The following is a 23,944-nucleotide window of genomic DNA, read 5'->3' on the forward strand; positions in this document are numbered from 1 at the left end:
CTGTCTCATATTCGGTGGTGACGGAGAGTTGTGAGGGTCGTTGACCTTCATGTGATGGATGTCAACGAGCTTGTGCAGACGGTGTTCTCGGGTCTGTCCCCGCTGGTCATGGAGGATGTGGCCGACGACGACACCGCGGTCTGCCCGATGTGCGGGGCCTCGTCGGGACGGGTGCACGGCTATCACTGGCGGACGGTGGCCGACGTTCCGGTCGAGGGGCGACGGGTGGTGGTCCGTGTGCGGGTGCGGCGTCTGGTGTGCCCACGCGAGGCTGTCGCCACACCTTCCGCGAACAGGTGCCCGGGGTGCTGGAGCGATACCAGCGGCGCACGGCCCGTCTGACCAGGCAGGTCAAGGCCGTGGTCAAGGAGTTAGCGGGCCGGGCGGGATCACGTTTGCTGGCGATACTCGCGGTGGGCCTGTCGCGTCACGCGGCCCTGCGTACCGTGCTGCGCATCCCGTTGCCCACCGGGCGGGTGCCCCGCGTGATCGGCGTCGACGATTTCGCCCTGCGCCGGCGGCACCGCTATGCCACCGTGGTGATCGACGCCGAGACCCATGAGCGGATCGACGTGCTGCCTGACCGCACGGCCGACACGCTGGAAGCGTGGCTGCGCGGGCATTCGGGTGTCGAGGTCGTGTGCCGTGACGGCTCAGCCACCTACGCCGAGGCCATCCGCCGCGCCCTGCCCGACGCGGTCCAGGTCGCGGACAGGTGGCATCTGTGGCACAACCTGTGCGAAGCCGCCCTCAGCGAGGTGAAGGCGCACAGCAGCTGCTGGGCCACCGTACTGGACGCAGCCATCTATGACGGGCCACGCGCCCGAACCACCCTGGAACGCTGGCACCAGGTCCATGACCTGCTCAATCAGGGCGTGGGCCTGCTCGAATGCGCCCGCCGTCTGCAACTGGCCCTGAACACCGTCAAACGCTACGCACGCGCCGACCGGCCCGAGCGGATGCTCCGCGTCCCCAAATACCGCGCCGGCCTCGTCGACCCCTACCGCGAGCACCTGCGCAAACGCCGGGCTGGGGACCCTGCCGTCCCCGTCAAGCGCCTCTTCGAAGAGATCAAGGCCCTCGGCTACGAAGGCTGCCTCAACCTCCTGCACAAGTACATCAACCAAGGCCGCGCGGACGCCGACCGCAGCCACATCTCCCCACGCCGGCTCGCCCGGATGCTCCTCACCAGGCCAGACAACCTCAAGACCGAACATCACGACCTCCTGGCACGGCTCACCGCCGCCTGCCCCGAGATGACCCAACTGGCCCCCCACATCGCGGACTTCGCCCAGCTCCTGACGCCTTGCGCAGGAAACGCCGACGGGCTCTCACGCTGGATCATCCAGGTCCGCGCAACCGATCTGCCCCATCTGCACTCCTTCGCCCGGGGCCTGGACCGAGACAGGGACGCAGTGATCGCCGCGCTCACGCTTCCGTACAGCAACGGCCCCACCGAGGGCGTCAACACCAAAACCAAGCGGATCGCGCGCCAGATGCACGGACGAGCAGGCTTCACCCTACTTCGCCACCGCATCCTCCTCGGATAGCGGCACACTCCGTCACCACCGAATGTGAGACAGGGCCGTTGATTAGACACTCCCCTATCCTCCGACGCCACCGTGGCCGAGTGTGCCCTGATCGAGCCGCTGCTGCCGACCCCGGCCTGCCAGACCAAGGCCGGTGGACATCCGGAGAAGTGGCCGCGGCGGGACATCGTCGACGCGATCCGCTTCATCGTCGACAACGGCGCCAAATGGAGGGCCTTACCTGCGGATTTCCCTCCCTGGCAGACCGTTTACGGGTTCTTCTGGCGCTGGAACCGGGCCGGAGTGGTCACCTTCATCCGCGACCAGCTCCGCCGGCGAATTCGCACGGACAAGGGCCGCTGCCCCTTCCCGGTGACCCTGATCGTCGACTCTCAGTCCGTGAAAGCGGCCTCCACGGTCGGCAAGGACAGCCGCGGCTACGACGCCGGCAAGAAATCAACGGGCGCAAGAGACACATCGTCGTCGACACCCTCGGCCTGCCCGTGATGATCACGGTGACACCCGGCGATGCCCGAGACGAGATCACGGCCAGGGACCTGCTCTGGCGACTGAGGCTCACGCACCCCCAGATCACCCAGATCTGGGCCGACTCCGCCTACTCCCGCGACCTGCTGCCCGCCTGGAGCCAGAACCACCTGTGGTTGACCCTGCGGCCGGTCCTACGGCCCAAGGGCAGCAAAGGAGTGCCACCATCGCGCGCTGGGACGGGCGAAGCTTGCAGCGCCGGTCGCCCTCACGGGTGACGATGAGCATGGTGACCCACTCCACGAGCGCATGAGGTAGGTCGAGTGCGGCAGGATAAATGACCAACGAGGCCCCCGAGCAGCGTGATTGAGATGTCAGACACCTCCATCAACAGCCCGTCCGCCTCGCTCGTTGCGCTCGCGACCCGTCACCTGGTCGGTGGCCACCTCGAAGATGCTCACTCGGCGGTGGGTTACCGCCCTCCGCGCGAAGTCCACGCCGGGTACGAGAAGTTGCGAATCGCCGCGTGAAATAGACGGTCAGACGCCTGTCCGGAAAACGCGAGGCCCATCACCGCGAAGTGAGCGTCGTCCTGGCCACACTCGCGCTCGGCACCGTGCTGTTGCCGGGCGCCGACGCGCCCGCCGCCCGGCACCCTTCGGCACACGGCGACCCGACCACTGACGATGGCACTGACAGCCAACACGGCTGTCTCTGTATGCCAAGCTGGCCGCGCTGTGGGCTCGTACGGTCGTAGGTACTGGATCTCCATCCGGAGGCTGACTCTCCGCTCCAGCCGCGAAACAGGGAAGCGCCTGCCATGATCTCCCCACCCGCCATTGCCAAGCAGCGCACGTCACCGGATGCCCTGCTCCGCCAGACCACCCCTGGGGAGGCTACGCCACGGCACGCAGTCATCGCGCTTCCGGCCGAGGAACGTCGGGTCTGCGACGTCCGGCGCTTCACCGCCGCCGTACTGTCCCAGTGGGCGATATCCCGCGACGACACGGACTCCGTGCTGCTCATCGTCAGTGAACTGGCCGGCAACTCCGCTCAGCATGGGCACACGGACCTCGCTGTGCTTCTCACGTTGCACGGGTGCGTCATCGCGGTCGAGGTGGCCGACGCCGGCCCGGCTCGCGCCCACCACGCCACGGCCTCGGGCGGCGACGACGAGCACGGCCGAGGGCTGGACATTGTCGCGGCCCTCGCAGACAACTGGCAGACGTACCGGTGCCCCTCCGGGTGGCGCACCCATGTAGGGATTCGTGTCGATCCAGCACCGGACACACACCGTGCACGTCCCGAGGGAACGTGGACTGGATGCCACGGACGAGCCAGGCGAGCTGTGCGGACGCCGCATAGGGACAGCGTGGCGCGTCGGGCAGTGGAGTGGTCGCCTGGATCTTCTTTCCAGGCGTTCCGAGAAGCGGGCGGATGCGCTCCGGCCTTCCGTGGCTTCCCGGAGCGTCTATTTGACCTGCGCAAACGCGGCGAGTCGATCATCGAGAACCGACAGCTGACGGGTCGCGGTCAGCGGTGGAGTTTGCGGTAGCGGCTGGGGGTGGTGCCGTAGGTGTTGGTGAAGGTTCGGCTGAAGACCGCCGGGTTGGTGAATCCGTATCGGGCCGCGATGTCGGTCAGCGAGTGATGGGCGTTGCGGGGCGAGAGCAATGCTTGTCGGCAGGATTCCAGGCGGCGGGTTCTGATCGCGGTGGCCACGGTGGTGTCGAATCGGGCGAAGACCCGGTGGAGGGTGCGGGTGGAAATATAGAAGGTGTTGGCGATCTCTTGGGGCGACAGGCTCGGGTCGTCGATGTGAGCGTTGATGTGGTGCAGTACCGCGGTGTAGAGCTGACGTGCCTGGGCGTCGGGGTCGTCCGGTTCGGTCTCCTCGAGTGCGGCTGTGATCGCCAGCTCCGCGATTTCGTCGGCGAGTCGGATCGCGCCTGCGGGGGACACCTCGCAGCCGGGGTCCATCAAGTTCGACAGGACCGGTGACAGCAGCCGTCCCAGCGCCGAATCCGCGCGCACCGGCGTCGCGGTCAGCTGCTGCGATCCCGACTCCGCCAGCGCGATGGACGCGCGTGGCCAGGTGTACACGCGCAGCTTCCAGTCAGGGCTCAGGTTCCAGGTGAACGGCCGAGAGGTTTCGTAGATGGCGAAATCTCCCGGTCTCAGCGTGCAGGTCCGCCCGTCCTGGGAGAGAAGGCCCTCGCCCGCGACCGGCATGCCGATCTGCGGAAGGTCACGCGGGCGGCGGGCGGTCAGGCGGGGGGTGCGCTCGAAGGTCTGCGAGGTGGCGGCGACGTCCGCGGCCATCAGGTGCGCCAGCTGCCGGGTCCGCACCGACCCGGAGCCCACGAGCGAGCCTGGCGACCGAGGCTAGGACTTGTCCGGTCGATCATGTTCGGAGCCAGATGGTGAGGGCTGCGGCGGTGGCGGTGCCGAGGTAGACGTAGCCACGCTTGTCGTAGCGAGTGGCCACAGCCCTGTGCTGCTTCAGCCGGTTGATCGCCCGCTCGACGGTGGTGCGTTTCTTGTAGCGCTCCTCGTCGAAGCCGGGTGGCCGTCCGCCGCGTGAGCCTTTGCGTAGGCGGGCGGCCTGGCTGTCGGTCTTCTCCGGGATGGTGTGCCGGATGCCCCGACGGCGTAGGTACTCACGACAAGGCCCGTTGCTGTATGCCTTGTCCGCCGCGAGGCTGTCGGGCTTCTTTCGCAGTCTGCCTGGTCCGGTCCGCGGGACGCGGATCTTCTCCACGACCGGCTTGAACTGGGTGTGTGACGATCAGGGACAGCGGGCGGCAGCGGCCGTCGGCGCTCAGGTGGAGCTTGCTGGTGAACCCGCCACGCGAGCGGCCCAGGCCCTCACCTCCAGCACCACCTCCACCAGGCCGGCGTGAAGGCTTTGCCACGCGGTTTCGCCCTGATGTTCTGCTGGTTCGGCCCCCTTTGAGGCGGGCGCAGGCGGCGGGTCGGTGCGGGCACCGGCCGCGTGCTGGTGAGCACGGACGATGGTGGAGTCGACCGAGATGTCCCAGTCGGAGGCTGTCAAGTCGAGTGCGTGTGCGTTGGGGTATGACCTCGTGTTGGTCGGGCCACCGGCAGGGTTACTGTCGGTGATCTTCTTCGGTGCTGGTCAGAGGGGCAGGCGGTCGGGGAAGGCGAGCATGAAGTGGTTCATGGCGCGGTTCCAGCCGAGGGTGCCGGTGCCGCGGACGCGTCCGGGTGGGATGGATCGTCGCCGTCGATGTGCCGGCCCTCGATGCGGCGGATGCCGAGATAGAGGAGCTTGATCGCGGCGTCGTCGCTGGGGAAGTGGCCGCGGTTCTTGAGGGTCTTGCGGAGCTGGAAGTTCACGACCCGTGCCCGGACTAGTCACATGATCGGCCGGACAAGTCCTAGGTGGCGGACCCGCGCCCCCATGGACGTCCCCGTCGGGCCGCGAACGGAATGGAGCGCCACACGCCGAAGCAGACGGGAACCGCAGGAACCGAAACAGTCCGAAGACGCCGAAACCACCCGTCCCAGGAGTCACAGCACGGTCCCTGGAGAGGCAACTGAGATCCACAGGGACCCACGGTTATCGGCACACGGCAGTCCGACCGCGACGATGGCACTGACGGTCAAGACGGCTGTCTCTATATGACAAGCACGACGCCGCGGCGACTCGTACGGTCGTGGCTACTCGCGGAGCCCCAACGGAACGTTCCGGGCTTTCGCCGACGCGCACTGGAGGCCGAGATGCCACGTCGTATGCCGACGCCACAATGACGGCGTGCTGACCCGCTCGACGGCGGCGGCGCGGTCGAGCCCGACGACCCGGGCGCCGGCTCCGGCGCGTTTCGCCAAGTCACCTCTCGCGGTCGACTTCTCTCGCCTCTTGACCAGACGCAGATCACGGTTTCTCCCTACGCATCAATGAGCGATGACATATAGGAGGAGTGGTATGGAGCTTCCCTCACGGAGGGCCGTCGAGGACCTGGCGGATGAGTTGCGGCTCGGTGTTCCCGCGGAGGACCTGGACGTGTACCACGCGGCGATATCGGGCTTGCTCGGCTCTTGGGCGGTCGTTGACGAGCTGTATGACCGCGATGTGGCGCCGACAACCCCGGTGCGTAAGTGGTCCGAGCCGGCCGACAACCCGCTCGGCGCGTGGTACGTAACCACCGAGTTGCGCGAACGCACCGATGGCCCGTTGGCGGGTCGCCGTGTTGCGATCAAGGACAACGTCGCGGTTGCAGGCGTGCCCATGATGAACGGATCGGACACTCTTCGCGGCTTTGTTCCGAGCGTGGACGCGACCGTGGTGACGCGCCTTCTCCAGGCAGGAGCGACCGTCGCCGGCAAGGCGGTGTGTGAAGACCTCTGCTTCTCCGGGGCCTCGCACACCTCCAAGACCGGCCCGGTCCGCAACCCCTGGGGGCGTGACCGCACGACCGGCGGCTCGTCCAGCGGCAGCGCCGCTCTGGTTGCCTCTGGTGAGGTCGACCTCGCGCTCGGTGGTGACCAGGGCGGGTCGATCCGAATCCCGGCCGCGTTCTGCGGTGTCGTCGGCTTCAAACCCACCTTTGGCCTGGTGCCGTACACCGGGGCGTTCCCCATTGAGCAGTCACTGGACCACCTGGGTCCGATCGCGCCGACTGTTGCCGATGCTGCCGCGATGCTGACGGTGATCGCGGGTGCGGACGGTCAGGACCCCCGCCAGCCTGCCGGTGTCGCCGGTACGGACTATCTTGCCGGGCTGGAGAACCTGGGACTAGGCCTGCGTATCGGTGTCGTCGCTGAGGGGTTCGACCAGACCAACTCCGACCCGGGCGTCAACGCGGTCGTCAGGCGGGCCATCGAAAGGCTGACGGCGGCGGGCCACGTCGCTGAAGACGTGTCGATTCCGTGGCACAGACACGGCGCTGCCATCTGGGATGTCATCTCTGTCGAGGGCGCGACCTGGCAGATGGTTCAAGGCAACGCCTACGGCATGAACTGGAAGGGTTCCTACGACCCGGCGCAGATCGCGTTCTTCGGCGAGCAGTGGCGCCGCGATCCATCGGCGTTTTCCGAGACGGTCAAGCTGGTCGCCCTGGGCGGCAGCTACGCGCTGCGCAGCGGCTACGGCGCCGGCTACGCCAAGGCACGAAACCTCGAAGGTGTCATGGCTGCTGCCTACGACAGCGTGCTCGACACCTATGACGTTCTGGTCATGCCGACGCTGCCCATCACCGCGAGCCTCATCCCGCCAGCGGACGCTCCTGTCGAGGAGGTCCTCGGACGGGCCCTGGAGATGGTCTCCAACACCGCGCCGCTGGACGTGACCGGTCACCCCGCGTGCACCATCCCGGCCGGCCTGGCCGATGGCCTGCCTGTCGGTCTGATGGTCATCGGCAAGCGGTTCAACGACGCCGACGTCCTGCGCGCAGCCCACGCCTTCGAGCAGACGCTCGGAACACTCACCGCCCCCGACAGGGAGAAGGAGTTCACCGCATGAACGGTGTGTTCGACCTCGCCGGCACCGATGGTGTCGGGCCGGTCATCGTCCCCGAGGAGGAGCCGGTCTTCCGCGCCGAATGGGAGAAGGCCGTCTTCCCGATGTTCGCCATGTGCTTCCGCGCAGGCTTCTTCGGCGTCGACCAGTTCCGTCACGGCATCGAGTTGATCGATCCGGCCGTCTACCTGAAGTCGCCGTACTACGAGCACTGGGTGCACACCGTCGAGCACTTCGGTGAGAAGCTCGGCAAGCTCGACATGGCCGAGCTCGACCGTCGCACCGAGCACTACCTCGCGAACCCGGATGCTCCGCTTCCGGAGCACGCCGACGACCCCGCGCTGCTCGCCTTCGTCGAGGCCGTGGTTCCGGCCGGCGCTCCGGCCAGGCGTCCCTCGGACAAGGTGGCGCGTTTCAAGGTCGGCGACATCGTCCGAGTCGATCGCTCGGCTCCCAAGGGTCACACTCGCCGTGCCCGCTACATCCGTGGCGCGATCGGCGAGGTAGTGCTCCACCACGGACCGATGATCTACCCCGACACCGCCGGGAACGGCCTCGGCGAGAACCCGGAACACCTCTACACGCTCCGGTTCACCAACGAAGAGCTGTGGGGTGCCGAGCACGCCGAGCCCAACGGCTGCGTCCACTTCGATGTTTGGGACCCCTACATCGAACTGGTCACCCCCGTGTCCGCCGACACCGAAGGAGCAGTTGCGTGAGTGACAAGATCCGGACCCAGGAGGAGATCGCCGCTCGAGTCAAGGCGCTCGAGTCCATGCTGATCGAGCAGGGCATCATGACCACCCAGGCCATCGACCGAATGGTCGAGATCTATGAGCACGAGGTCGGCCCGCAACTGGGTGCCAAGGTCGTCGCCAAGGCCTGGAGCGATCCGGAGTTCAAGGCCCGCCTCGTTGAGGATGCCTCTGATGCCTGCAAGGAGCTCGGTATCAGCGGCCTGCAGGGTGAGGACATGGTCGTGGTGGAGAACACCGACACTGTTCACAACATCATCGTCTGTACGCTCTGCTCCTGCTACCCGTGGCCGGTGCTCGGCCTCCCGCCCAACTGGTACAAGGACCCGCAGTACCGCGCCGCCATCACCCGCGAGCCGCGCAAAGTCCTCAGCGACTCCTTCCACTTCACCGTGCCCGAGGACGTCGAGGTGCGCGTATGGGACTCCAGCAGCGAGATGCGCTATTGGGTTCTGCCGCAGCGCCCCGCCGGCACGGAGGGATGGACCGAGGAGCAGCTCGCCGAGCTCGTCACCCGCGACTCGATGATCGGCGTCGGTCCCGTCGCCACGGCCGCGTCATGACCAGCGCAGACACCCTCCCTGGCCCGTACGCCTCTCCGGAGGCGCTCGGTGAGACCCGGCGTCAGGTCGAGGAGCTCGTCTGCGGTCTGCCGGGCGCCGACCCCAGCCAGATGGGCTTCCAGTTCCCGTGGGAGATCCGCGCCTTCGCTCTGGCAGTTGCGGCTCACAAGGCGCTCAAGTTCGACTGGTCGCAGTTCCAGGCCGCGCTCATCGCCTCCATCCAGGACTGGGAGAACGGCAACACCGAGACCGGCGAGGTTCCGTGGTCGTACTACGCCCACTGGGTCGCTGCGCTTGAGACCGTCATGGCCACCCAATGCGTCCTGGAACCGAACGCGCTCGACGAGAAAGTCCAGCGAGTCCTCGCCGAGCCGCCGAACCGTAACCACCACGAGGCCCACACCGAGCCGATCGTGATCGATCCGGCACCTGGCCGGCAGAGGCCCAGCGCGTGAACACATCAGCAGCCCCGGCGACGTCAAGGCCGGCGCGTGTCGGCCCACGGATCCGCATGTGCCGGGGGTGCTGTTGTGGCACCACCCGCAAGCATCCCGACGTAGATCACGACGGCATCGCGGAGATCCTCACCCACAACAGCGGTGCCGACTCCGAACTGGTGCGTACTGAGTGCCTGTGGGCATGCGAGCTCTCCAACGTCGTCGTCGTCAACCCCTCCGCTGAAGCACGGCACGCAGGAACCAGGCCCGCCTGGATCACCCACGTGAACACCTTCGAGCGTGCCGAAGCCCTGGCTGCTTGGGTGCGCGATGGCGGCCCCGGAATCGCCGAGCCGCCGCCGGAGCTCGGCCGCATCCGCACCGGGGCGGAGATCACACGCATCAGCAAGGCCGGTTGGTGACGGCATCCTCACCCGACCTCACAGAAGGAACCACTTATGGAATCCGCGATTGACACGCACCTCCGGTGCCCGCGCACCCTGTCGCGCCGGGTGTCCGACGACTACGCGCCGCCGTTCCCGATGTTCGTCGCCCGCGGTGACGAGGCGTTGCAGCAGGTCGTGATGGGCTACTTCGGTGTCCAGTATGCCGAGGAGGGCAAGCGTCCGTGGGCTCTGGCTGCGCTGCGGCACATCGTCGGCAGCTTCAGCCTCGCTGATGGCCCGGTGCGCCACGACCTGACGCACCACGTGGACGACCAGGACCATCACAATCTGATGGTTGTCGCCTACTGGGCCGACCCGGCCGCGTACTGCCGCTGGCTGCGCTCGGAGGAGGTCAGGGGCTGGTGGGAGTCGGAGGAGCGTCTCACCGAGGGCCTCGGTTACTTCCGCGAGATCGTGGCTCCGCGTGTGGAGCAGTTCGAGACCTTGTACGCCTTCACCGAGGACTTCCCGGGCATCGGCGGCGTCATGGGCGAGTGCAGTGGCGAGATCGAGGAGCACGGCTACTGGGGCTCGATGCGTGACCGCATCCCGCTCTCGCAGACCGACTGGCTGGAGGCCAACGCCGAACTCACGGTCGTCTCCGGTGAGCCGGCCAAGGGCGGCCGGGTGATCGTCCGAGGCCACGACAACATCGCGCTCATCCGGTCCGGCCAGGACTGGAAGGCAGCAGGAGAGGACGAGCGCGCCCTCTACTTCGACGAGATCCTGCCCAGCCTTCAGGACGGCATGGACTTCCTGCGCGACAACGGCGACACGCTCGGCTGCTACAGCAACCGTTTCGTGCGCAGCATCGACATCGACGGCAACGAGCTCGACGAGAGCTACAACGTCGGCCACTGGCGGTCCTTGGGCCTGCTTGAGCGGTGGGCCGAATCGCATCCGACGCACCTACGGATCTTCGTCACCTTCTTCCGTGTGGTGACCGGCCTGGAGAAGCTGCGGCTCTACCACGAGGTCTCGGTCTCCGACGGCAAGGACCAGATGTTCGAGTACATCAACTGCCACCCGCGCACAGGAATGATGCGCGACGCCGTGGTCCCGGCCGCCGTCTGAGCGACCGCACGCATCCCGTTGCCGGGCCGAGCGCTCGGCCCGGCAACGGAACACACCCGTTCGCTTCCCGCCAGAGATGAAAGCCTCAACGATGAGCACGACGACCACCACGCTCCGCGCAGCCCGCGACCAACTGCACAAGCTGCGCGCCGCGTACGATGACGCACTCTCCTCGCTCTCCTGGCCCGATGTCGGCCCGACCTTCAACTTCGCCCACGACTGGTTCGACACATACGCGCGCGGCAACAACCAGCCCGCACTGGTGATCGTGGAGCAAGACGGCACCCGCGCCTCGTACTCCTTCGACGACATGGCCCGGCGCTCCGACAAGGTCGCAGCCCACCTCGCCACCCAGGGCATAGGCCGCGGCGACAGCGTCGTCGTCATGCTCGGCAACCAGGTCGAACTGTGGGAGAGCATGCTGGGACTCATCCGGCTCGGCGCGGTCATCATGCCGACGACCACCGCTGTGGGGCGCGCGGAGCTGATCGATCGTCTTGACCGCGGCGACGCCCGTGCCGTCATCTGCAACCCCGCCGATGCATCGAAGTTCGACGAGGTCCCGGGGGACTATCTCAAGCTCGCGGTTGGGGACGTGGACGTGCCGGCCGGATGGCTCCGCTATGCCGACGCGCACGACCTCGCCGGTGACGCGGCCAGGACAGCCGTGCCCCACCCGGGCAATGCGAGCACCGACCGCCTGCTGCTCTATTTCACCTCTGGCACCACGAGCCGGCCGAAACTTGTCGAGCACACCCACCTGTCGTACCCGATCGGGCACTTGTCGACGATGTACTGGTTGGGCCTCCAGCCGGGCGACGTCCACTTGAACATCTCAAGCCCGGGCTGGGCCAAGCACGCATGGTCGAACTTCTTTGCCCCGTGGCTGGCCGAGGCCACGATCTTCGTCTACAACTACGCCCACTTCGACGCTCGAGCCCTTCTCGAGCAGATCCGGACCGAGACGGTGACGACCTTCTGCGCGCCGCCCACCGTCTGGCGCATGCTGATCAATGCGGATCTGAGTGGTGGACCGGGCAGCCTGCGTGAGGCGATTGCTGCGGGTGAGCCGCTCAACCCGGAGGTCATCAGCCAGGTCCAGCGACAGTGGGGAACCACCATTCGTGATGGCTTCGGGCAGACCGAGATGACCGCCGCGGTGGCCAACACTCCTGGCCAGCCGCTGAAATCGGGATCCATGGGCCGCCCACTTCCGGGCGTCCCTGTGGTGCTCACCGACCCGCTGGGCAACAAGGTCGAGGGCGTCGGGGAGGGCGAGATCTGCCTTGACCTTTCACTGTCCCCGTTCACCTTGATGACCTGTTACCAGGGCGATCCTGAGCGCAATGCCGCAGCGATGGAAGGTGGTTACTACCACACGGGCGACGTCGTCTCGCGTGACGAGGACGGCTACCTCACCTACGTCGGCCGTACCGACGATGTTTTCAAGGCGTCGGACTACAAGGTCAGCCCGTTCGAGCTCGAGTCGGTACTCATCGAGCACCCGGCCGTGGCGGAGGCCGCGGTTGTTCCGGCTCCGGACGCGGTCCGCCTGGCGGTGCCGAAGGCGTACATCGGGACACGAGCCCAACGCCGACACGGCGCGGTCGATCCTACAGTACGCCCGCAAACACCTCGCACCATTCCTGCGCGTGCGGCGGATCGAGTTCTACGAACTGCCGAAGACCATCTCCGGAAAAATCCGCCGGGTCGAGCTCCGCCAGCGTGAGAAAGAAGTCGAAGGAAACCGCCCTGCGGGCGAGTACCGCGACGACGACTTCCTCGAACTGAAGCGCTGATGGTTGGACGGCGGCCGCGATGAGGATACCCACCTGATCTCAGCATTCCACTCGCCGCCCTCGTGCTTTCGGCATGGCGCGCACAACGGCAAGGAAGATTCATGGAATCCGCGATTGACACGCACCTCCGGTGCCCGCGCACGCTGTCGCGCCGGGTGTCCGACGACTACCTGCCGGCTTACCCGAGGTTTGTCGCCCGCGGTGACGAGGCGTTGCAGCAGGTCGTGATGGGCTACTTCGGTGTCCAGTATGCCGAGGAGGGCAAGCGTCCGTGGGCTCTGGCTGCGCTGCGGCACATCGTCGGCAGCTTCAGCCTCGCTGATGGCCCGGTGCGCCACGACCTGACGCACCACGTGGACGACCAGGACCATCACAATCTGATGGTTGTCGCCTACTGGGCCGACCCGGCCGCGTACTGCCGCTGGCTGCGCTCGGAGGAGGTCAGGGGCTGGTGGGAGTCGGAGGAGCGTCTCACCGAGGGCCTCGGTTACTTCCGCGAGATCGTGGCTCCGCGTGTGGAGCAGTTCGAGACCTTGTACGCCTTCACCGAGGACTTCCCGGGCATCGGCGGCGTCATGGGCGAGTGCAGTGGCGAGATCGAGGAGCACGGCTACTGGGGCTCGATGCGTGACCGCATCCCGCTCTCGCAGACCGATCGCCTGGAACCGTTCGGTGTGCTCAAGATTGCGTCTGGCGACCCGGCCGCGGGCGGCCGGGTGATCGTCCGAGGCCACGACAACATCGCGCTCATCCGGTCCGGCCAGGACTGGAAGGCAGCAGGAGAGGACGAGCGCGCCCTCTACTTCGACGAATTTCTCCCGACCCTGGAGACCGGCATGGTCTTCCTGCAGGAAAGTGGGCGGAAGGTCGGCTGCTACAGCAACCGTTTCGTGCACAGCATCGACATCGACGGCAACGAGCTCGACGAAAGCTACAACATCGGCCACTGGCAGTCGCTGGACCTGCTCGAGCGGTGGGCGGAGTCCCACCCAGCCCATCTGCAGTTGTTCGTCATGTTCGTCCGTGTCGTCGCGACCCTGGAGAACCTGCGCTTTTATCAAGAGGTCTCGGTCTCCGACGGCAAGGACCAGATGTACGAGTACATCAACTGCCACCCGCGCACGGGAATGATGCGTGACGCGGTGATCCCCGCAGGGGGCGAAGACCGCCTCAGACAGTAACGTGAAGCGACAAGGCGGAGCAGGCATGAGCGAGTTGACCCACCCGAAGACGAGCAACGTTTTCCAGGGCACACCGGCGTTGAAATGGCGTCCCCAGGACATGTGGCACACGGCGGGCATGTTAGGCGTGATCGTGGCCAAGCATGTGGTCGGCTTCCGGATCCTCGCGGTACTCGCCGTGCTGCATCACTGAAAAATCGGCGCCCAGGTCTTCGAACACAACCTCGCGCTCACCGCCCGCCGGGCCGGGGGCCTCGCCTGGGACGGGACCTACACCCTCGCCAATCGGCGCACCTTTCGGCGCCGGCCGCATTGCCACTCTCGACAACATCACCCGCAAGTGCACCACCTAGATGGAACGCGAACCTCAAGGAGGCCCTGCCATGGCACAGCACATCATGCAGCCGACAGTCACCACTCCCAAACTTCCCGCCAAGCTGCCGATCGGCTCGATCGTCCCGTGGGCGGTCTTCTTCGGCGCCCTGATGCTGATCCTGCTGTACTTCGTCGGCGCCGAGCAGGGAGCCACCTCCGTGACGAGCGGTGAGGATGTCCACGAGTGGGTGCACGACGCCCGCCACCTCCTCGGCTTCCCCTGCCACTGATGCAAGGGACACCGACATGCTCATGAACTCCGCAACAGTGAGAAACCTACTGGTACGCGGCATGCTCGCCGGCCTCGGGGCCGGCGTGCTGGCCCTGGTGGTGGCCTACTTCCTCGGTGAGCCTAACGTCGACAAGGCGATCGGCTTCGAGGCGACCCACGCCCCCGCGCACGAGCACGAGGTCGAACTCGTCGCCCGCAGCCTCCAGTCCACCGCCGGCCTGTCCAGCGGTGTCCTGGTCTACGGGATTGCCTTCGGCGGTATCACCGCCCTCGCCTACTGCTTCTGCCTAGGCCGAGTCGGCCGCTTCACTCCGCGAGGCACCGCGCTTCTGCTGTCCGCCTGCGCCATGGCCGCGGTCTACGTCGTGCCCTTCCTGAAGTACCCAGCCAACCCGCCCGCCGTCGGCAACCCCGACACCATCGGCACTCGTACGACCCTGTACTTCCTGATGATCGCGCTCAGCCTCCTCCTCGCCGTGGCCGCCGCCCTCCTCGGCAAGCGGCTCGCCCTCAAGCTGGGCACCTGGTACGCCACCGTCACCGCCGTGACAGCCTTCGCGCTGGCGATCGGCCTGGCGTTCGCTTTCCTGCCCGCCGTCAAAGAGGTGCCGTCCGACTTCCCAGCGACCGTGCTGTGGCAGTTCCGGCTGTCGGCTCTCGCCGTCCAGGCCACCTTGTGGGGAGGCTTCGGACTCGTCTTCGGCGAGCTGGCGGAACGTCTGCTCAACCCCAAGCCGACCCCGGCAGCGGCGTCGGCTTCGGCAGTGACGACTCCCAGCCGACCATGACGCGCCCATGCGAGACGGCACGCGGCACCCCTGCCTCGCTGCCTCAACGAAACACCCGATCGCAAGCCGGAGCCGCGGCACCGCCTGCCGGCCCGGGCCGAGGGCCGCGCGCGCCCTCGGGCACCGAACTGCACGCGCCGCGCCTGCACCTCCCTCTCCGGACTGCGACCACGCACTGTACGGCGGAAAATCGGTGGCCTAGTCGGTGCCGTGGGGCTGAATTTCACTCCGAACGGAGGGGCCGCTCATGTCGTTGCACTCTGCGCCCGGTGATCGGCCTGATGTTCAGGGCTGCGTCTTGGGGGCGGTTCGGACCACTGCGGTCGATGCCTGAATCGAGATGATCCGTGACACCTTCGTCGCGCTCGACATCACGCCTGCCGACCCGGCCCGGTTCTCCGGGTCGGTGCGGACCCGGCAGCTGGCGCACCTGATGGCCGCGGACGTCGCCGCCACCTCGCAGACCTTCGAGCGCACCCCCCCGCCTGACCGCCCGCCGCCCGCGTGACCTTCTGCAGATCGGCATCGGCCGTTCACCTGGAACCTGAGCCCTGACTGGAAGCTGCGCGTGTACACCTGGCCAACGGTCCGCCGCTGGCCGGCCGTGGCGCCGAGGCCGTGAAAGACGCGATCACCGGCACGATCACCACGCTGCCCGAGCAGCTGCGCCGCTCGCTGACCTGGGACCGCGGCAAGGAGCTGGCTCCAGCAACCCAACTCCGCATCGATACTGGGCTGCAGGTCTACTTCGCCGACCCGCACAGCCTTTCTAAAGGTCACAGACCTGTCGCGGTGGGAAGCCGACGAGTTCGAGGCGGTTGCTCTGACACTCAACAGCAGGCCCCGCAAAACGCTCGGCTGGAAGACACCAGCCGAAGCCTTGAACGAGCATCTACTACCGATTCAGGAGCCCGGTGTTGCGACGACCGGTTGAGCCTGGGCAGTCCGGTCACGGAAGTTCGTCTCCGCTCTCGTCCGTCACGGCCTGGCCGGCTCGATGGGCCGGGTCGGTGCAGCCGGCGACAAGCACTTGTCATCACACTGGTTCCTCTTCTCCTATCGGGTTCACTTTGAGGCCGTTGTTGCTGAGTTCGGCGAGTTGGTAGGCGGTCAGCAGGCCGCGGTCCCGCAGTCGGTCGAAGCGGCTGGTGAGCTGGTAGTCCTGGCGGATGTCGCGGACCAGGAGGCGGTGGAAGGGCAAGCCCTTGCCGCTGGTCAGGCCGCGCTGGTTGAGGATGTCGGCGATCTCCGCGTCGGTGTGGTCCTCGAGGAGGGTGTCGATGGCGGCGACGACGGGTTTCGGGGTCTGCCACAGTTTCCCGCCGCCCAGCGGGAGGGGCAGGTCGAGGGTGTGGTGGAGGCCACCGGACGGTCGCACTTGGGCGGTGATCCGCTCGGCCTTGGTGAGCAGGCGGGCGATGCGTTTGCGTTCCCGCATCGGCGTCTTGGGGTCGTGCCAGAGCCGGTGCACGTCGCCGGCGAGGTGGGCCAGTTTCTCCCGCAGTGCCTCGTTGACGGGCTCGGCTTCAGTGCGGGCGCGTTCGATGTCTTTGCGGGCCGCGGCAACCTCTCGCAGGGCCGCGTTCCAGTCCGCTTCCAGGCTGTCGGCGACCAGACGGTTGTCCGGATCGACTGCGAGATAGCGGCGTTTGGCCAGGTCGGCGCGGTGCTGGGCGCGTTGGAGGTGAGTGGAACGCAGCCGGTCGGCCTCGGCGGCCTGGGCGGCGAGGCGATCGGTAACTTTCAGCGCGGCCTCGACAGCGAGCGGGGTCAGCTCTTCCAACAGCAGGGTGGCGACGGCCTGTTCGATGCCGGGGCCGGGGATGCGCTGGCAGACCTTGCCGCCGTTTTGGATGGCGTGGGTCATGCACCGGTAGTCGGAGACCTCGCGGCCTTGCCGAAGGTGATAGGCGAGGCCACCGGGAGGGTGGATAAGGAGGAGGGATCGGGGTGATGGCGGTGCACTCGCTCGGCCTGCACGTCGTCAGGAGGCTGGCCGACCTGTGTGCGACGGCGGTCGAGAGTTTCCGAATCGGGAGGGAGATGGTGCGGGGCAGTACGTGGAAGCGGCGAACTGCGGCTATCTCGGCCGCCCGCGCCCGCACGGACTGCCGTTGCGTTCAGCGGTCCTCGGCAGCGATCCTTTCGCCAGCGGGACCGGGCATGGCAGGGCCTCCACGGCCAGGGATGAAGGTGCACCTGATCTCCTTCGGACACAGTGCGGTGCCGAGGCTGACACCGAAGAACCACCTGAACGCGGCTCCACCAGGCGCATGCAGGGCGCCAGCATTCCGCCGGGAGATCGAGTGTCGGCCAAATCTGCGAACAGTTGGAGCAGTTGGCGGGAGTCCCCCGGGAGTCCCGATGTTCGCGACCTAGTCGAGACGCGGTCGCGGTGATCGCCAGGAAGCGTCGCGTCAGCGCCTACCTGCACACCGACTCGGCACCGGACCGGACGGGAAGCCCACCCTGGCCTGGTCCTTCGACCAGGCTGCCATCGACGCCGAAGCGGCCGTCGACGGCTGGTACGCGCTGCTGACCAACCTGCCCGCCGACCAGGCCACCGCCGCCCAGGTCCTGCTGCACTATAAGGGCCAGGGCGCCGTCGAGCGCCGATACAGCCACGTCAAGGGCCCCTTCGCGATCGCGCCGATGTTCCTGCAGAACAACCGCCGCATCGCCGCCCTGATCACCGTGATCTGCCTGGCCCTGCTGGTCTTCTCCCTGATCGAGCGCCAGGTCCGCCAGGCCCCTGAGCAGCCAGCGCACCATGCGCGGCCTCCGGCCCGGGAGCAACCAGGCCCTGCGGCCGACCGGCGAACTGATCCTGACCGCCCTGTCCAACCTACGGATGCGCAGCGGCACCGCCACCAGCCCACCGGTCGTCCTGGTCAGCGAGGGCATCCAAGCCCGACTCCTCGACATACTCGAAGTCGACCCAACCCGCCCCCGCTGGCTCGACACACGTTTCCCCATGTGCGAAGCACACAGCTAGTGCCGCATCAGGCAACGTTTGCCCTGTCGACCACTTCACGGAGCCGTTCGTCGGCGGCGTGCTTGTTCCGCCAGATGATGTAGCGGCGGATCATGCTGCCCTGCTCTTTGTGGCTGGCGTGGTCCGTGCCGTCCAGGGCGAAGTAGCGCAGGGCGGTGAACTGGGCCTCGATGCGGTTCAGCCAGGAGCTGTTGGTTGGTGTGTAGGCGAACTCGACGTTGTTGGCTACGGCCCAGTCGCCGACCCGGGAGTGCTTCTTCGTGGTCAGGTGCGGGGAGAAGTTGTCGAGCACGATCGCGATCCGGATGTCCGACGGGTAGAGGCTGCGCAGGTAGCGGCAGAACTGAAGGAACCTCGCCCGGTTCTTCTTCGGCTTGATGTGGCCGTAGAGCTTGTCCTGGGCCAGGTCGTAGGCGGCGAACAGGTGCCGGACCCCGTGCGAGCGGGTGTAGGTCGCCCGCCGACGGGGCCTCGGCTCCCGGTCGGGGTCCTTGTGCCCTCCGCCGCGCTCGGCCCACTGTCGTCCGGGATGGGGCTGGAGGTTGAGCGGGCCGAACTCGTCCAGGCAGAAGACGACTTCCGGTTCGCCGTCCTCGGGTATGACCTCGCCGTCGGCGATCGCGTAAAGGTGCTCGACGCGGGCCTTCTTGGCGGCATAGTCCGGGTCGCGGGAGGTCTTCCAGGCCTTTATGCGTTGAAAGGACACGCCCTCCTCGCGGAGCAGGACCCGCAGGCCCTCGTGGCTGATGTCGTCGACCACCCCCTCGGCGACCAGGAAGTCGGCCAGCTTGGCCAGGCTCCAGGTCGAGAAGGGCAGGCCGTGCTCGGCAGGCTTGGACTTGGCGATCTTCTTGACGTCGCGCCGCTCGGGCAGGGTGAACGTCCTGGGCCGGCCGCCCTTGTACTTCGGGTAGAGCGCCTCGAAGCCGTCGGCGTTGAAGTTGTGGATCACGTCCCGAACCCGGTCCGCGCTGGTGAACGTCACCTCGGCGATCTTCGCCACGTGCATGCCCTGCGCGGACAGCAGCACCATCTGGGCCCGCCGCCAGGTCACCACCGACCCGGTGCCTCTGCGGATGATCCGCAGCAGGCGCCGCCCCTCGTCATCATCGATATCGCGGACGCGTACTCGTTCTGCCACCCGCACAGCCTGGCGACACCGCGCCGTCCGGACCAGCATCCAAACGGCGCGTCACGTCACAACACGGGTATCGGCGCTCGCGTCACTATTCGTTGGGGTCACGCAGGCCGACTGCGTCATGCCGCCAGAACGGCTCTGCATAGACCAGTGTCCCCGTCATCCATGGCTCATGCTCCGGGAACCTGATGACCTGAAAGGCACCGTCCGGGATACGCAGGGATGGCTTTCGAAAGCCCAGGCCACCACCGGGCGCGAAGCCGAAACGCGAGTAATAGCCCGGATCACCCTCCAGGAAGACGAGGGGAACAGCCCGCTCGGCGAGGATCCTCAGTCCGTGTCGGACCAGGGCCGAGCCGATACCCCGCTTATGGAGCTCAGGCATCACTGCCAGCGGACTGAGGACTTGCACGTCAACCAGCCGGCGAGGGGCATCGAGAAGACTGCGGGTGAACATGACATGCCCGACGACCTGCCTGTCGTGCTCGGCGACCAGCGAGAGACCGTCCTCGGGTGTGATGGTGTCCCGCAGGGTATCGACCAGCTCGGCCACGACAAGGCCATGGTCACCGAACGCCTGCAGGTGAACATCCCGCACGGCCTGTCTGTCACTCGGAAGTTCTTCGCGAAGATCCATGCCCGGAGGGTAAAGGCCCCTCCGGATGGTTTGCACACGGTTTTGGAGCCGGAAGGACCCGCGGCCAGTGACCGCTCAGTTGCACACCGGACCAGCATCCGAACCGAACGCTCGCTTCGACGGGGCGAAGGTTCGCTGATGCGGCACTAGTAGTGCTTGGTCAGGTTGGTATCGCTGTGGGTATGTCGCGGTGACAGGTGGGGCAGGCGCCGGTCCAGACCGCGAGGAGTATCTGCATCTCGCGGACGACCTGGTAGAGGCTCAGGCCGGCGCCGTCTCTTTTGGGGTCCGGGCCAGTCGCTGGAGCGTGCAGAAGGCGTGGGCGGCGGAGACGAGGGTGACGTGGTGGTGCCAGCCGTTCCAGGTGCGGCCCTCGAAGTGGGCCAGGCCCAGGGCTTGCTTCATCTCGCGGTAGTCGTGCTCGATGCGCCAGCGGAGCTTGGCCAGCCGCACCAGCGTGGTGAGTGGAGTGTCGTCGGGCAGGTTGGAGAGCCAGAACTGCACCGGCTCCGGCTCGGCGGCGGGCCATTCGGCCAGCAGCCAGCACGCGGGCAACTCGGCTCCCCCGACGGCCTTGCGGATCTCGCGTCCGGCGGGCCTGATCCGCAGTGCCACGAACCGCGAGTACATCCGCTTGAACCCGCTGCGGCCGCTGCCTGGGCGGGAGCCCTCCCGCCACTGCACCGGCCGGGCCGCCTGCTTCCCCGCAGCGATGATCAGCTCCTTCACGCTCTTCGGCGCCTCGGGGTAAGCCGGCTGGGGCGGGCGCCCGCGACCACTGTGGGGCGGGATGTGAAGCGTCGCGTCGTGTGGGTGGGCAGTGACGGTGGTCGAGCTGCCCACTACGTAGTGCAGCCCGCGTTCCTCCAGGCCGAGCCGGAAGGCCGCAGTGTCCCCGTAGCCGCCGTCGGCCACGACCAGGGGCACATCGATGCCCCAGGACCGGGTCTCGTCGATCATGTCCAGGGCCAGCTGCCACTTCTCGACATGGCCCACATCCGGCGGGATGCCGCACCGCTCGCGACGGGCCACCTTGCCCGGGTCGGCCTGCGGCGAGGCGGGATCCCAGCTCTTGGGCAGGAACAAGCGCCAGTCGATTGCCGCCGAGGCGGTGTCCGAGGCCAGGTGCAAGGACACGCCCGCCTGGCAGTTGGTGACCTTGCCTGCGGTGCCGGTGTACTGCCGAGACACACAGGCCGAGGCGTCACCGTCCTTGAGGAAGCCTGTGTCATCGATGATCAGCGCGGTCGGGTTAATCGCTGGAGCCATCTTCCATGCGAGTCGGGCTCGGACATGCGCCGCCTCCCACGGGCTGGTGGTGATGAAGTGGGCCAGGGCCTGCCGGTTGCCGTCCTCACCCAGCCGGGCGGCCATCGGTTCCACCGATTTGCGCTGCCCGTCCAGCAGCAGTCCCCGCAGATAGACCCCGCCCCACCGACGCTGATCCGCCCGCGCGAACGGCTCGAACACATCCGCCGCGAAGTCCTCCAGACGGCACCGGACTTCATCCAACTCCTCAGGTGTCACACCCGGTCAACGACGCAGCCCCTCAACGGGACACGCCACCGACGAATGAACCTGACCAAGCACTACTAGTGGAGACGCAGCACCACGTCTGTGACACCACCTTCGCCGTGTGTGCATCCCAACTGCGGACCGGCAACGCGCCCCGTGCGACGGCCACCCTGCGCAACCTCGACCTCGAACCCTGCGGTTGGCAGGCATGACCAACGTCGCCGCTGGTCTGCGGCGCAACGCCCGCAACGTCGGACCGCCCACTCGCCCTCCTCGGGCTCATATGATCACGAAGCGGATGTTACGCGACAACGCCGAAGCTCTGGAAGGCGCCCGCATCCGGTTCCCGTCCTCTTTCGGTTCGGAATTCGCCCACGGCAGACGAGAAAAAGGCTCGAAAGGCTGGAACCCCTTCCGGCGCCATGTCAACGTACAACATCCCGGAAGCACCGAGTCGGTAAGCGGCCCACCGGGCAACCCGATGAGGAGTTTTTCTGCCGGTGCATGCGCTCCGATTTATCCGACTGACCGCTCATGCCCTCGGCGCATTGGGTGAACATGGCGTATGGGTCGCGCGCGCCACCTCTAACTACGGGGGCGGCAACCGAGGAAGGAGTCCGGCCCGGCGCGAGCGGAATATAGCCCGTGATCGCCGGTTGGCCAAACCGGCGATCGTCGCGACCATCGAGGTGTTCGCATTCGGCTGTGCTTGGCGGTGGAGCTGTAGCGGACGCAGAGCAGCGCTGCCAAGAGGAGGGGAGGCACGGAGCTGCCTTGGTCTGTGCATCTGCCTGGCCCCTCGCAACTCACAGAGACCTATTCACGTAATGCCTACACAACCGCTGCGTGCCTCTTCCGCCGATGTGCCCAGGGACCGTGTTGTCCACACAGCTTTTCTGTCAGTCAAGGACGCTGCCGAATACCTCGGCCTTTCGCCTCGCACCCTCTACGTCTGGCGACACCGGCGGCAGGGGCCGCCCAGCTTCCGTATGGGAACTCGCGGTCGCGTCATGTACCGGCGCGAAGTACTCGACGACTGGGTCCGCGAACAGGAGCAGGCCGATTCCCGCTCCAACCCGAGCTTGAGCCCTCTGGCCGGCGCACCGCAGCACCGGCCCGGACGCACCTGCGACGTCTGAAACGCCAGGCGTTGCGGGGTGCCATTTGCCAACCACGCACAAGGAGAGTCACCTGGCCGGCTACATAGAAGACCGCTGGATCAAGAAGAAGAAGGATCCGGTCACCGGGAGGAGGGAGAGAACTGCTCGCTACGGGAAGGGAAAGCGATACAAGGTCGCCGGCATCCCCGGCATCCGGGATCGCTCCTTCGAGACCCTGGAGGACGCCAAGGCATGGCTTCGGCGGTCGGCTACGGACGAGGAGCGGGGGAGTTCGTGGACCCGCGGGACGGATCCATCACCCTGGGCGACTACATCACGATGCCATGGTCACCGGGCAGAGGAGGCGCTCCCAAGACCCGGCAGAACCAGGAGCGGAGAGCGCGGCTCCACATCGTGCCGCATCTTGGGGAGCTCCCGCTCAGGAGCATCACAGCGGCGGAGCTGCGTGCCTACACGGCCAAATTGGAGGCCACCGTCTCGTCGGTCGATTACCGGCGCAGCATTCTGTCTGAGCTGTCCAGCATCCTCGAGGCAGCTGTCGATGACAAGCGCCTTGCCAGAAACCCGATGCACGCCAAATCCGTGCGGTGGCCCAAGGCATCGCGGGAGCGTCGAGACGCGTGGTCGCTGGAGACGGCGCTCCGAGTCCGCGATGTGATCAGCCCCCGCAACCGGATAGCCGTCGTACTCGGTCTGAGGTGCGGGCTCCGACAAGGCGAAGTGTTCGGGTTGAGTCCAGAGGACATCGACGATGCGAAAGGGGTGCTCCATGTCCGCCGCCAAGTTCAGACGAGCAACGGCAAGCAGTACTTTGCCCTGCCGAAGGGAGGCAAGACACGTACCGTCGACATGCCCCGCTCGGTGGCCGAGGAGTTGAAGCGGCACGTCGGGGGCATTTCCGCCCGCTAGGGGTTGAGCTTCCGTGGGAGAGGCCGGGGGCGGACAGGCCGCGCAGGAAGTTTGCCCTTCTGCTCACGACGCGGTTCGGCAATGCCGTGGCTGTGAACACGTGGAACACCCATACCTGGAAGCCGGCGCTGGCCAAGGCCGGCGTCATCCCGCCGCGTGCGAAGGGAGCGAAGCAGTGGCAGTGGGAGGCGGCGCCAAGGGACGGCTTCCACGTCCTGCGGCACACCTACGCCTCGGTCATGTTGGAGGCAAGGGAGTCTGTGGTGACTGTCGCGCGGTGGCTCGGGCACTCTTCGCTGGCTGTCACCCTTGGTTACTACGCGCACTTCATGCCGGAAGCCGGGACAAAGGGTCGTGCCATGCTGGACGGACTGCTGGGGAGTCCGGCTGATCAGCAGGCCGGTCGAAACTCCCCAGATTCTCCCCAGGGCTGATCGGACGTGATTCCTCAGGTTGTGCGACGCTCACCTGTTCCGTGGATT

At 66.9% G+C, this 23,944-nt stretch carries 24 protein-coding genes and 6 pseudogenes; 21 read left to right on the forward strand and 9 right to left on the reverse strand.

What is annotated here, in order from left to right; translation table 11 throughout:
• The first annotated feature begins 54 nt into the window (after nucleotides 1-54).
• Nucleotides 55-1,550 (forward strand): annotated as a pseudogene (locus QFZ82_RS33090) (ISL3 family transposase).
• A 72-nt stretch (nucleotides 1,551-1,622) separates the two neighbouring features.
• Nucleotides 1,623-2,233, forward strand: a pseudogene (locus tag QFZ82_RS33095) (IS5 family transposase); the annotation flags it as partial.
• Here QFZ82_RS33095 and QFZ82_RS33100 read toward each other — a convergent pair.
• Nucleotides 2,229-2,360, reverse strand: a pseudogene (locus tag QFZ82_RS33100) (IS5/IS1182 family transposase); the annotation flags it as partial. The pseudogenes QFZ82_RS33095 and QFZ82_RS33100 sit on opposite strands and share 5 nt — an antisense overlap.
• A 26-nt stretch (nucleotides 2,361-2,386) precedes the next feature.
• Between QFZ82_RS33100 and QFZ82_RS33105 the strand changes: the two are divergent.
• Nucleotides 2,387-2,545 carry a hypothetical protein gene (locus QFZ82_RS33105; RefSeq protein WP_307716617.1) on the forward strand — a complete coding sequence of 53 codons (159 nt, stop codon included), beginning with the start codon at nucleotides 2,387-2,389 and terminating at the stop codon, nucleotides 2,543-2,545.
• Nucleotides 2,546-2,835: 290 nt separating this feature from the next.
• Nucleotides 2,836-3,570 (forward strand): ATP-binding protein, encoded by a 735-nt coding sequence (locus tag QFZ82_RS39860; protein ID WP_373429360.1) that lies wholly within the window; start codon nucleotides 2,836-2,838, stop codon nucleotides 3,568-3,570.
• Here QFZ82_RS39860 and QFZ82_RS33115 read toward each other — a convergent pair.
• The 3 genes and pseudogenes from QFZ82_RS33115 to QFZ82_RS33125 all read right to left on the reverse strand — a co-directional run bounded on the left by QFZ82_RS33115 (nucleotide 3,549) and on the right by QFZ82_RS33125 (nucleotide 5,375).
• Nucleotides 3,549-4,364: a helix-turn-helix domain-containing protein gene (locus QFZ82_RS33115; RefSeq protein WP_307716619.1), complete on the reverse strand. Its 816-nt coding sequence runs from the start codon at nucleotides 4,362-4,364 to the stop codon at nucleotides 3,549-3,551. The two genes, QFZ82_RS39860 and QFZ82_RS33115, sit on opposite strands and share 22 nt — an antisense overlap.
• Before the next feature lie 55 nt (nucleotides 4,365-4,419).
• Nucleotides 4,420-4,785: pseudogene (locus QFZ82_RS33120) on the reverse strand (transposase); the annotation flags it as partial.
• Between the two features lie 410 nt (nucleotides 4,786-5,195).
• Nucleotides 5,196-5,375, reverse strand: a complete 180-nt coding sequence (locus tag QFZ82_RS33125) for a hypothetical protein (protein WP_307718000.1) — start codon at nucleotides 5,373-5,375, stop codon at nucleotides 5,196-5,198.
• Nucleotides 5,376-5,964: 589 nt separating this feature from the next.
• On the opposite strand from QFZ82_RS33125, the gene QFZ82_RS33130 reads away from it, so the two are divergent.
• The 13 genes and pseudogenes from QFZ82_RS33130 to QFZ82_RS33190 form a co-directional block, all read left to right on the forward strand.
• Nucleotides 5,965-7,500 carry an amidase gene (locus tag QFZ82_RS33130; RefSeq protein ID WP_307716620.1) on the forward strand — a complete coding sequence of 512 codons (1,536 nt, stop codon included), beginning with the start codon at nucleotides 5,965-5,967 and terminating at the stop codon, nucleotides 7,498-7,500.
• Nucleotides 7,497-8,216, forward strand: coding sequence for a nitrile hydratase subunit beta (gene nthB, locus QFZ82_RS33135; protein ID WP_307716621.1), 720 nt, complete (start codon nucleotides 7,497-7,499; stop codon nucleotides 8,214-8,216). The genes QFZ82_RS33130 and nthB overlap by 4 nt, the downstream gene beginning before the upstream one ends.
• Nucleotides 8,213-8,815, forward strand: coding sequence for a nitrile hydratase subunit alpha (gene nthA / locus QFZ82_RS33140; RefSeq protein WP_307716622.1), 603 nt, complete (start codon nucleotides 8,213-8,215; stop codon nucleotides 8,813-8,815). The genes nthB and nthA overlap by 4 nt, the downstream gene beginning before the upstream one ends.
• Nucleotides 8,812-9,270 carry a nitrile hydratase accessory protein gene (locus QFZ82_RS33145; protein ID WP_307716623.1) on the forward strand — a complete coding sequence of 153 codons (459 nt, stop codon included), beginning with the start codon at nucleotides 8,812-8,814 and terminating at the stop codon, nucleotides 9,268-9,270. The genes nthA and QFZ82_RS33145 overlap by 4 nt, the downstream gene beginning before the upstream one ends.
• A gap of 56 nt (nucleotides 9,271-9,326) precedes the next feature.
• A complete protein-coding gene (locus QFZ82_RS33150) occupies nucleotides 9,327-9,674 on the forward strand; it encodes a (2Fe-2S) ferredoxin domain-containing protein (protein ID WP_307716624.1) in 348 nt (115 codons plus the stop codon).
• A 36-nt stretch (nucleotides 9,675-9,710) separates the two neighbouring features.
• Nucleotides 9,711-10,772: a phenylacetaldoxime dehydratase family protein gene (locus QFZ82_RS33155; protein WP_307716625.1), complete on the forward strand. Its 1,062-nt coding sequence runs from the start codon at nucleotides 9,711-9,713 to the stop codon at nucleotides 10,770-10,772.
• A 76-nt stretch (nucleotides 10,773-10,848) separates the two neighbouring features.
• Nucleotides 10,849-12,571, forward strand: a pseudogene (locus QFZ82_RS33160) (AMP-binding protein).
• Between the two features lie 101 nt (nucleotides 12,572-12,672).
• A complete protein-coding gene (locus tag QFZ82_RS33165; RefSeq protein ID WP_307716626.1) occupies nucleotides 12,673-13,752 on the forward strand; it encodes a phenylacetaldoxime dehydratase family protein in 1,080 nt (359 codons plus the stop codon).
• A 25-nt stretch (nucleotides 13,753-13,777) separates the two neighbouring features.
• Nucleotides 13,778-13,945 carry a hypothetical protein gene (locus tag QFZ82_RS33170; protein ID WP_307716627.1) on the forward strand — a complete coding sequence of 56 codons (168 nt, stop codon included), beginning with the start codon at nucleotides 13,778-13,780 and terminating at the stop codon, nucleotides 13,943-13,945.
• Nucleotides 13,946-14,135: 190 nt separating this feature from the next.
• Entirely contained in the window at nucleotides 14,136-14,357 is a 222-nt protein-coding gene (locus tag QFZ82_RS33175) for a CbtB domain-containing protein (protein ID WP_307716628.1), read from the forward strand.
• Between the two features lie 22 nt (nucleotides 14,358-14,379).
• The gene (locus QFZ82_RS33180) at nucleotides 14,380-15,147 is read left to right on the forward strand and encodes a CbtA family protein (RefSeq protein WP_307716629.1); all 768 of its coding nucleotides are present in this window, start codon (nucleotides 14,380-14,382) and stop codon (nucleotides 15,145-15,147) included.
• A gap of 340 nt (nucleotides 15,148-15,487) precedes the next feature.
• On the forward strand, nucleotides 15,488-15,655 hold the full coding sequence (locus tag QFZ82_RS33185; protein WP_307716630.1) for a hypothetical protein: 168 nt from the start codon (nucleotides 15,488-15,490) through the stop codon (nucleotides 15,653-15,655).
• A 74-nt stretch (nucleotides 15,656-15,729) separates the two neighbouring features.
• A pseudogene (locus QFZ82_RS33190) lies at nucleotides 15,730-16,081 on the forward strand (transposase); the annotation flags it as partial.
• Nucleotides 16,082-16,183: 102 nt separating this feature from the next.
• Here the strand turns inward: QFZ82_RS33190 and QFZ82_RS33195 are convergent.
• Nucleotides 16,184-17,014, reverse strand: a complete 831-nt coding sequence (locus QFZ82_RS33195) for a hypothetical protein (protein WP_307716631.1) — start codon at nucleotides 17,012-17,014, stop codon at nucleotides 16,184-16,186.
• Nucleotides 17,015-17,571: 557 nt separating this feature from the next.
• Nucleotides 17,572-17,919, reverse strand: a complete 348-nt coding sequence (locus QFZ82_RS33200) for a hypothetical protein (protein WP_307716632.1) — start codon at nucleotides 17,917-17,919, stop codon at nucleotides 17,572-17,574.
• Between QFZ82_RS33200 and QFZ82_RS33205 the strand changes: the two genes are divergently transcribed.
• A complete protein-coding gene (locus QFZ82_RS33205; RefSeq protein WP_307716633.1) occupies nucleotides 17,918-18,142 on the forward strand; it encodes a hypothetical protein in 225 nt (74 codons plus the stop codon). The two genes, QFZ82_RS33200 and QFZ82_RS33205, sit on opposite strands and share 2 nt — an antisense overlap.
• 7 nt (nucleotides 18,143-18,149) lie before the next feature.
• Here QFZ82_RS33205 and QFZ82_RS33210 read toward each other — a convergent pair whose 3' ends face one another.
• The 3 genes from QFZ82_RS33210 to QFZ82_RS33220 all read right to left on the reverse strand — a co-directional run bounded on the left by QFZ82_RS33210 (nucleotide 18,150) and on the right by QFZ82_RS33220 (nucleotide 21,444).
• Nucleotides 18,150-19,283: an IS630 family transposase gene (locus QFZ82_RS33210; RefSeq protein WP_307716634.1), complete on the reverse strand. Its 1,134-nt coding sequence runs from the start codon at nucleotides 19,281-19,283 to the stop codon at nucleotides 18,150-18,152.
• Nucleotides 19,284-19,368: 85 nt separating this feature from the next.
• A complete protein-coding gene (locus QFZ82_RS33215) occupies nucleotides 19,369-19,917 on the reverse strand; it encodes a GNAT family N-acetyltransferase (protein ID WP_307716635.1) in 549 nt (182 codons plus the stop codon).
• A 261-nt stretch (nucleotides 19,918-20,178) separates the two neighbouring features.
• Nucleotides 20,179-21,444, reverse strand: coding sequence for an IS701 family transposase (locus tag QFZ82_RS33220; RefSeq protein WP_307712235.1), 1,266 nt, complete (start codon nucleotides 21,442-21,444; stop codon nucleotides 20,179-20,181).
• An 815-nt stretch (nucleotides 21,445-22,259) separates the two neighbouring features.
• Between QFZ82_RS33220 and QFZ82_RS33225 the strand changes: the two genes are divergently transcribed.
• The 3 genes from QFZ82_RS33225 (at nucleotide 22,260) to QFZ82_RS33235 (ending at nucleotide 23,896) form a co-directional block, all read left to right on the forward strand.
• Nucleotides 22,260-22,571: an AlpA family transcriptional regulator gene (locus tag QFZ82_RS33225; protein WP_307716636.1), complete on the forward strand. Its 312-nt coding sequence runs from the start codon at nucleotides 22,260-22,262 to the stop codon at nucleotides 22,569-22,571.
• A gap of 213 nt (nucleotides 22,572-22,784) precedes the next feature.
• The gene (gene xerC / locus QFZ82_RS33230; RefSeq protein WP_307716637.1) at nucleotides 22,785-23,462 is read left to right on the forward strand and encodes a tyrosine recombinase XerC; all 678 of its coding nucleotides are present in this window, start codon (nucleotides 22,785-22,787) and stop codon (nucleotides 23,460-23,462) included.
• A gap of 86 nt (nucleotides 23,463-23,548) precedes the next feature.
• The gene (locus tag QFZ82_RS33235; RefSeq protein WP_307716638.1) at nucleotides 23,549-23,896 is read left to right on the forward strand and encodes a tyrosine-type recombinase/integrase; all 348 of its coding nucleotides are present in this window, start codon (nucleotides 23,549-23,551) and stop codon (nucleotides 23,894-23,896) included.
• Nucleotides 23,897-23,944: the final 48 nt, after the last annotated feature.

Source organism: Streptomyces sp. V4I23 (assembly GCF_030817975.1).
Taxonomy (GTDB): domain Bacteria; phylum Actinomycetota; class Actinomycetes; order Streptomycetales; family Streptomycetaceae; genus Streptomyces.

Bases quoted from the DNA above. Each gene is read 5' to 3' on its own strand.
- QFZ82_RS33205 (WP_307716633.1), top strand. From the start codon at position 17,918: ATGCGCGGCCTCCGGCCCGGGAGCAACCAGGCCCTGCGGCCGACCGGC.
- QFZ82_RS33175 (WP_307716628.1), top strand. From the start codon at position 14,136: ATGGCACAGCACATCATGCAGCCGACAGTCACCACTCCCAAACTTCCC.
- QFZ82_RS33195 (WP_307716631.1), bottom strand. From the start codon at position 17,014: ATGACCCACGCCATCCAAAACGGCGGCAAGGTCTGCCAGCGCATCCCC.
- QFZ82_RS39860 (WP_373429360.1), top strand. From the start codon at position 2,836: ATGATCTCCCCACCCGCCATTGCCAAGCAGCGCACGTCACCGGATGCC.
- QFZ82_RS33180 (WP_307716629.1), top strand. From the start codon at position 14,380: ATGAACTCCGCAACAGTGAGAAACCTACTGGTACGCGGCATGCTCGCC.
- QFZ82_RS33130 (WP_307716620.1), top strand. From the start codon at position 5,965: ATGGAGCTTCCCTCACGGAGGGCCGTCGAGGACCTGGCGGATGAGTTG.
- QFZ82_RS33145 (WP_307716623.1), top strand. From the start codon at position 8,812: ATGACCAGCGCAGACACCCTCCCTGGCCCGTACGCCTCTCCGGAGGCG.
- QFZ82_RS33170 (WP_307716627.1), top strand. From the start codon at position 13,778: ATGAGCGAGTTGACCCACCCGAAGACGAGCAACGTTTTCCAGGGCACA.
- QFZ82_RS33200 (WP_307716632.1), bottom strand. From the start codon at position 17,919: ATGGTGCGCTGGCTGCTCAGGGGCCTGGCGGACCTGGCGCTCGATCAG.
- QFZ82_RS33165 (WP_307716626.1), top strand. From the start codon at position 12,673: ATGGAATCCGCGATTGACACGCACCTCCGGTGCCCGCGCACGCTGTCG.
- QFZ82_RS33185 (WP_307716630.1), top strand. From the start codon at position 15,488: ATGATCCGTGACACCTTCGTCGCGCTCGACATCACGCCTGCCGACCCG.
- QFZ82_RS33225 (WP_307716636.1), top strand. From the start codon at position 22,260: ATGCCTACACAACCGCTGCGTGCCTCTTCCGCCGATGTGCCCAGGGAC.
- QFZ82_RS33155 (WP_307716625.1), top strand. From the start codon at position 9,711: ATGGAATCCGCGATTGACACGCACCTCCGGTGCCCGCGCACCCTGTCG.
- QFZ82_RS33105 (WP_307716617.1), top strand. From the start codon at position 2,387: ATGTCAGACACCTCCATCAACAGCCCGTCCGCCTCGCTCGTTGCGCTC.
- xerC (WP_307716637.1), top strand. From the start codon at position 22,785: ATGGCTTCGGCGGTCGGCTACGGACGAGGAGCGGGGGAGTTCGTGGAC.
- nthB (WP_307716621.1), top strand. From the start codon at position 7,497: ATGAACGGTGTGTTCGACCTCGCCGGCACCGATGGTGTCGGGCCGGTC.
- QFZ82_RS33150 (WP_307716624.1), top strand. From the start codon at position 9,327: ATGTGCCGGGGGTGCTGTTGTGGCACCACCCGCAAGCATCCCGACGTA.
- QFZ82_RS33215 (WP_307716635.1), bottom strand. From the start codon at position 19,917: ATGGATCTTCGCGAAGAACTTCCGAGTGACAGACAGGCCGTGCGGGAT.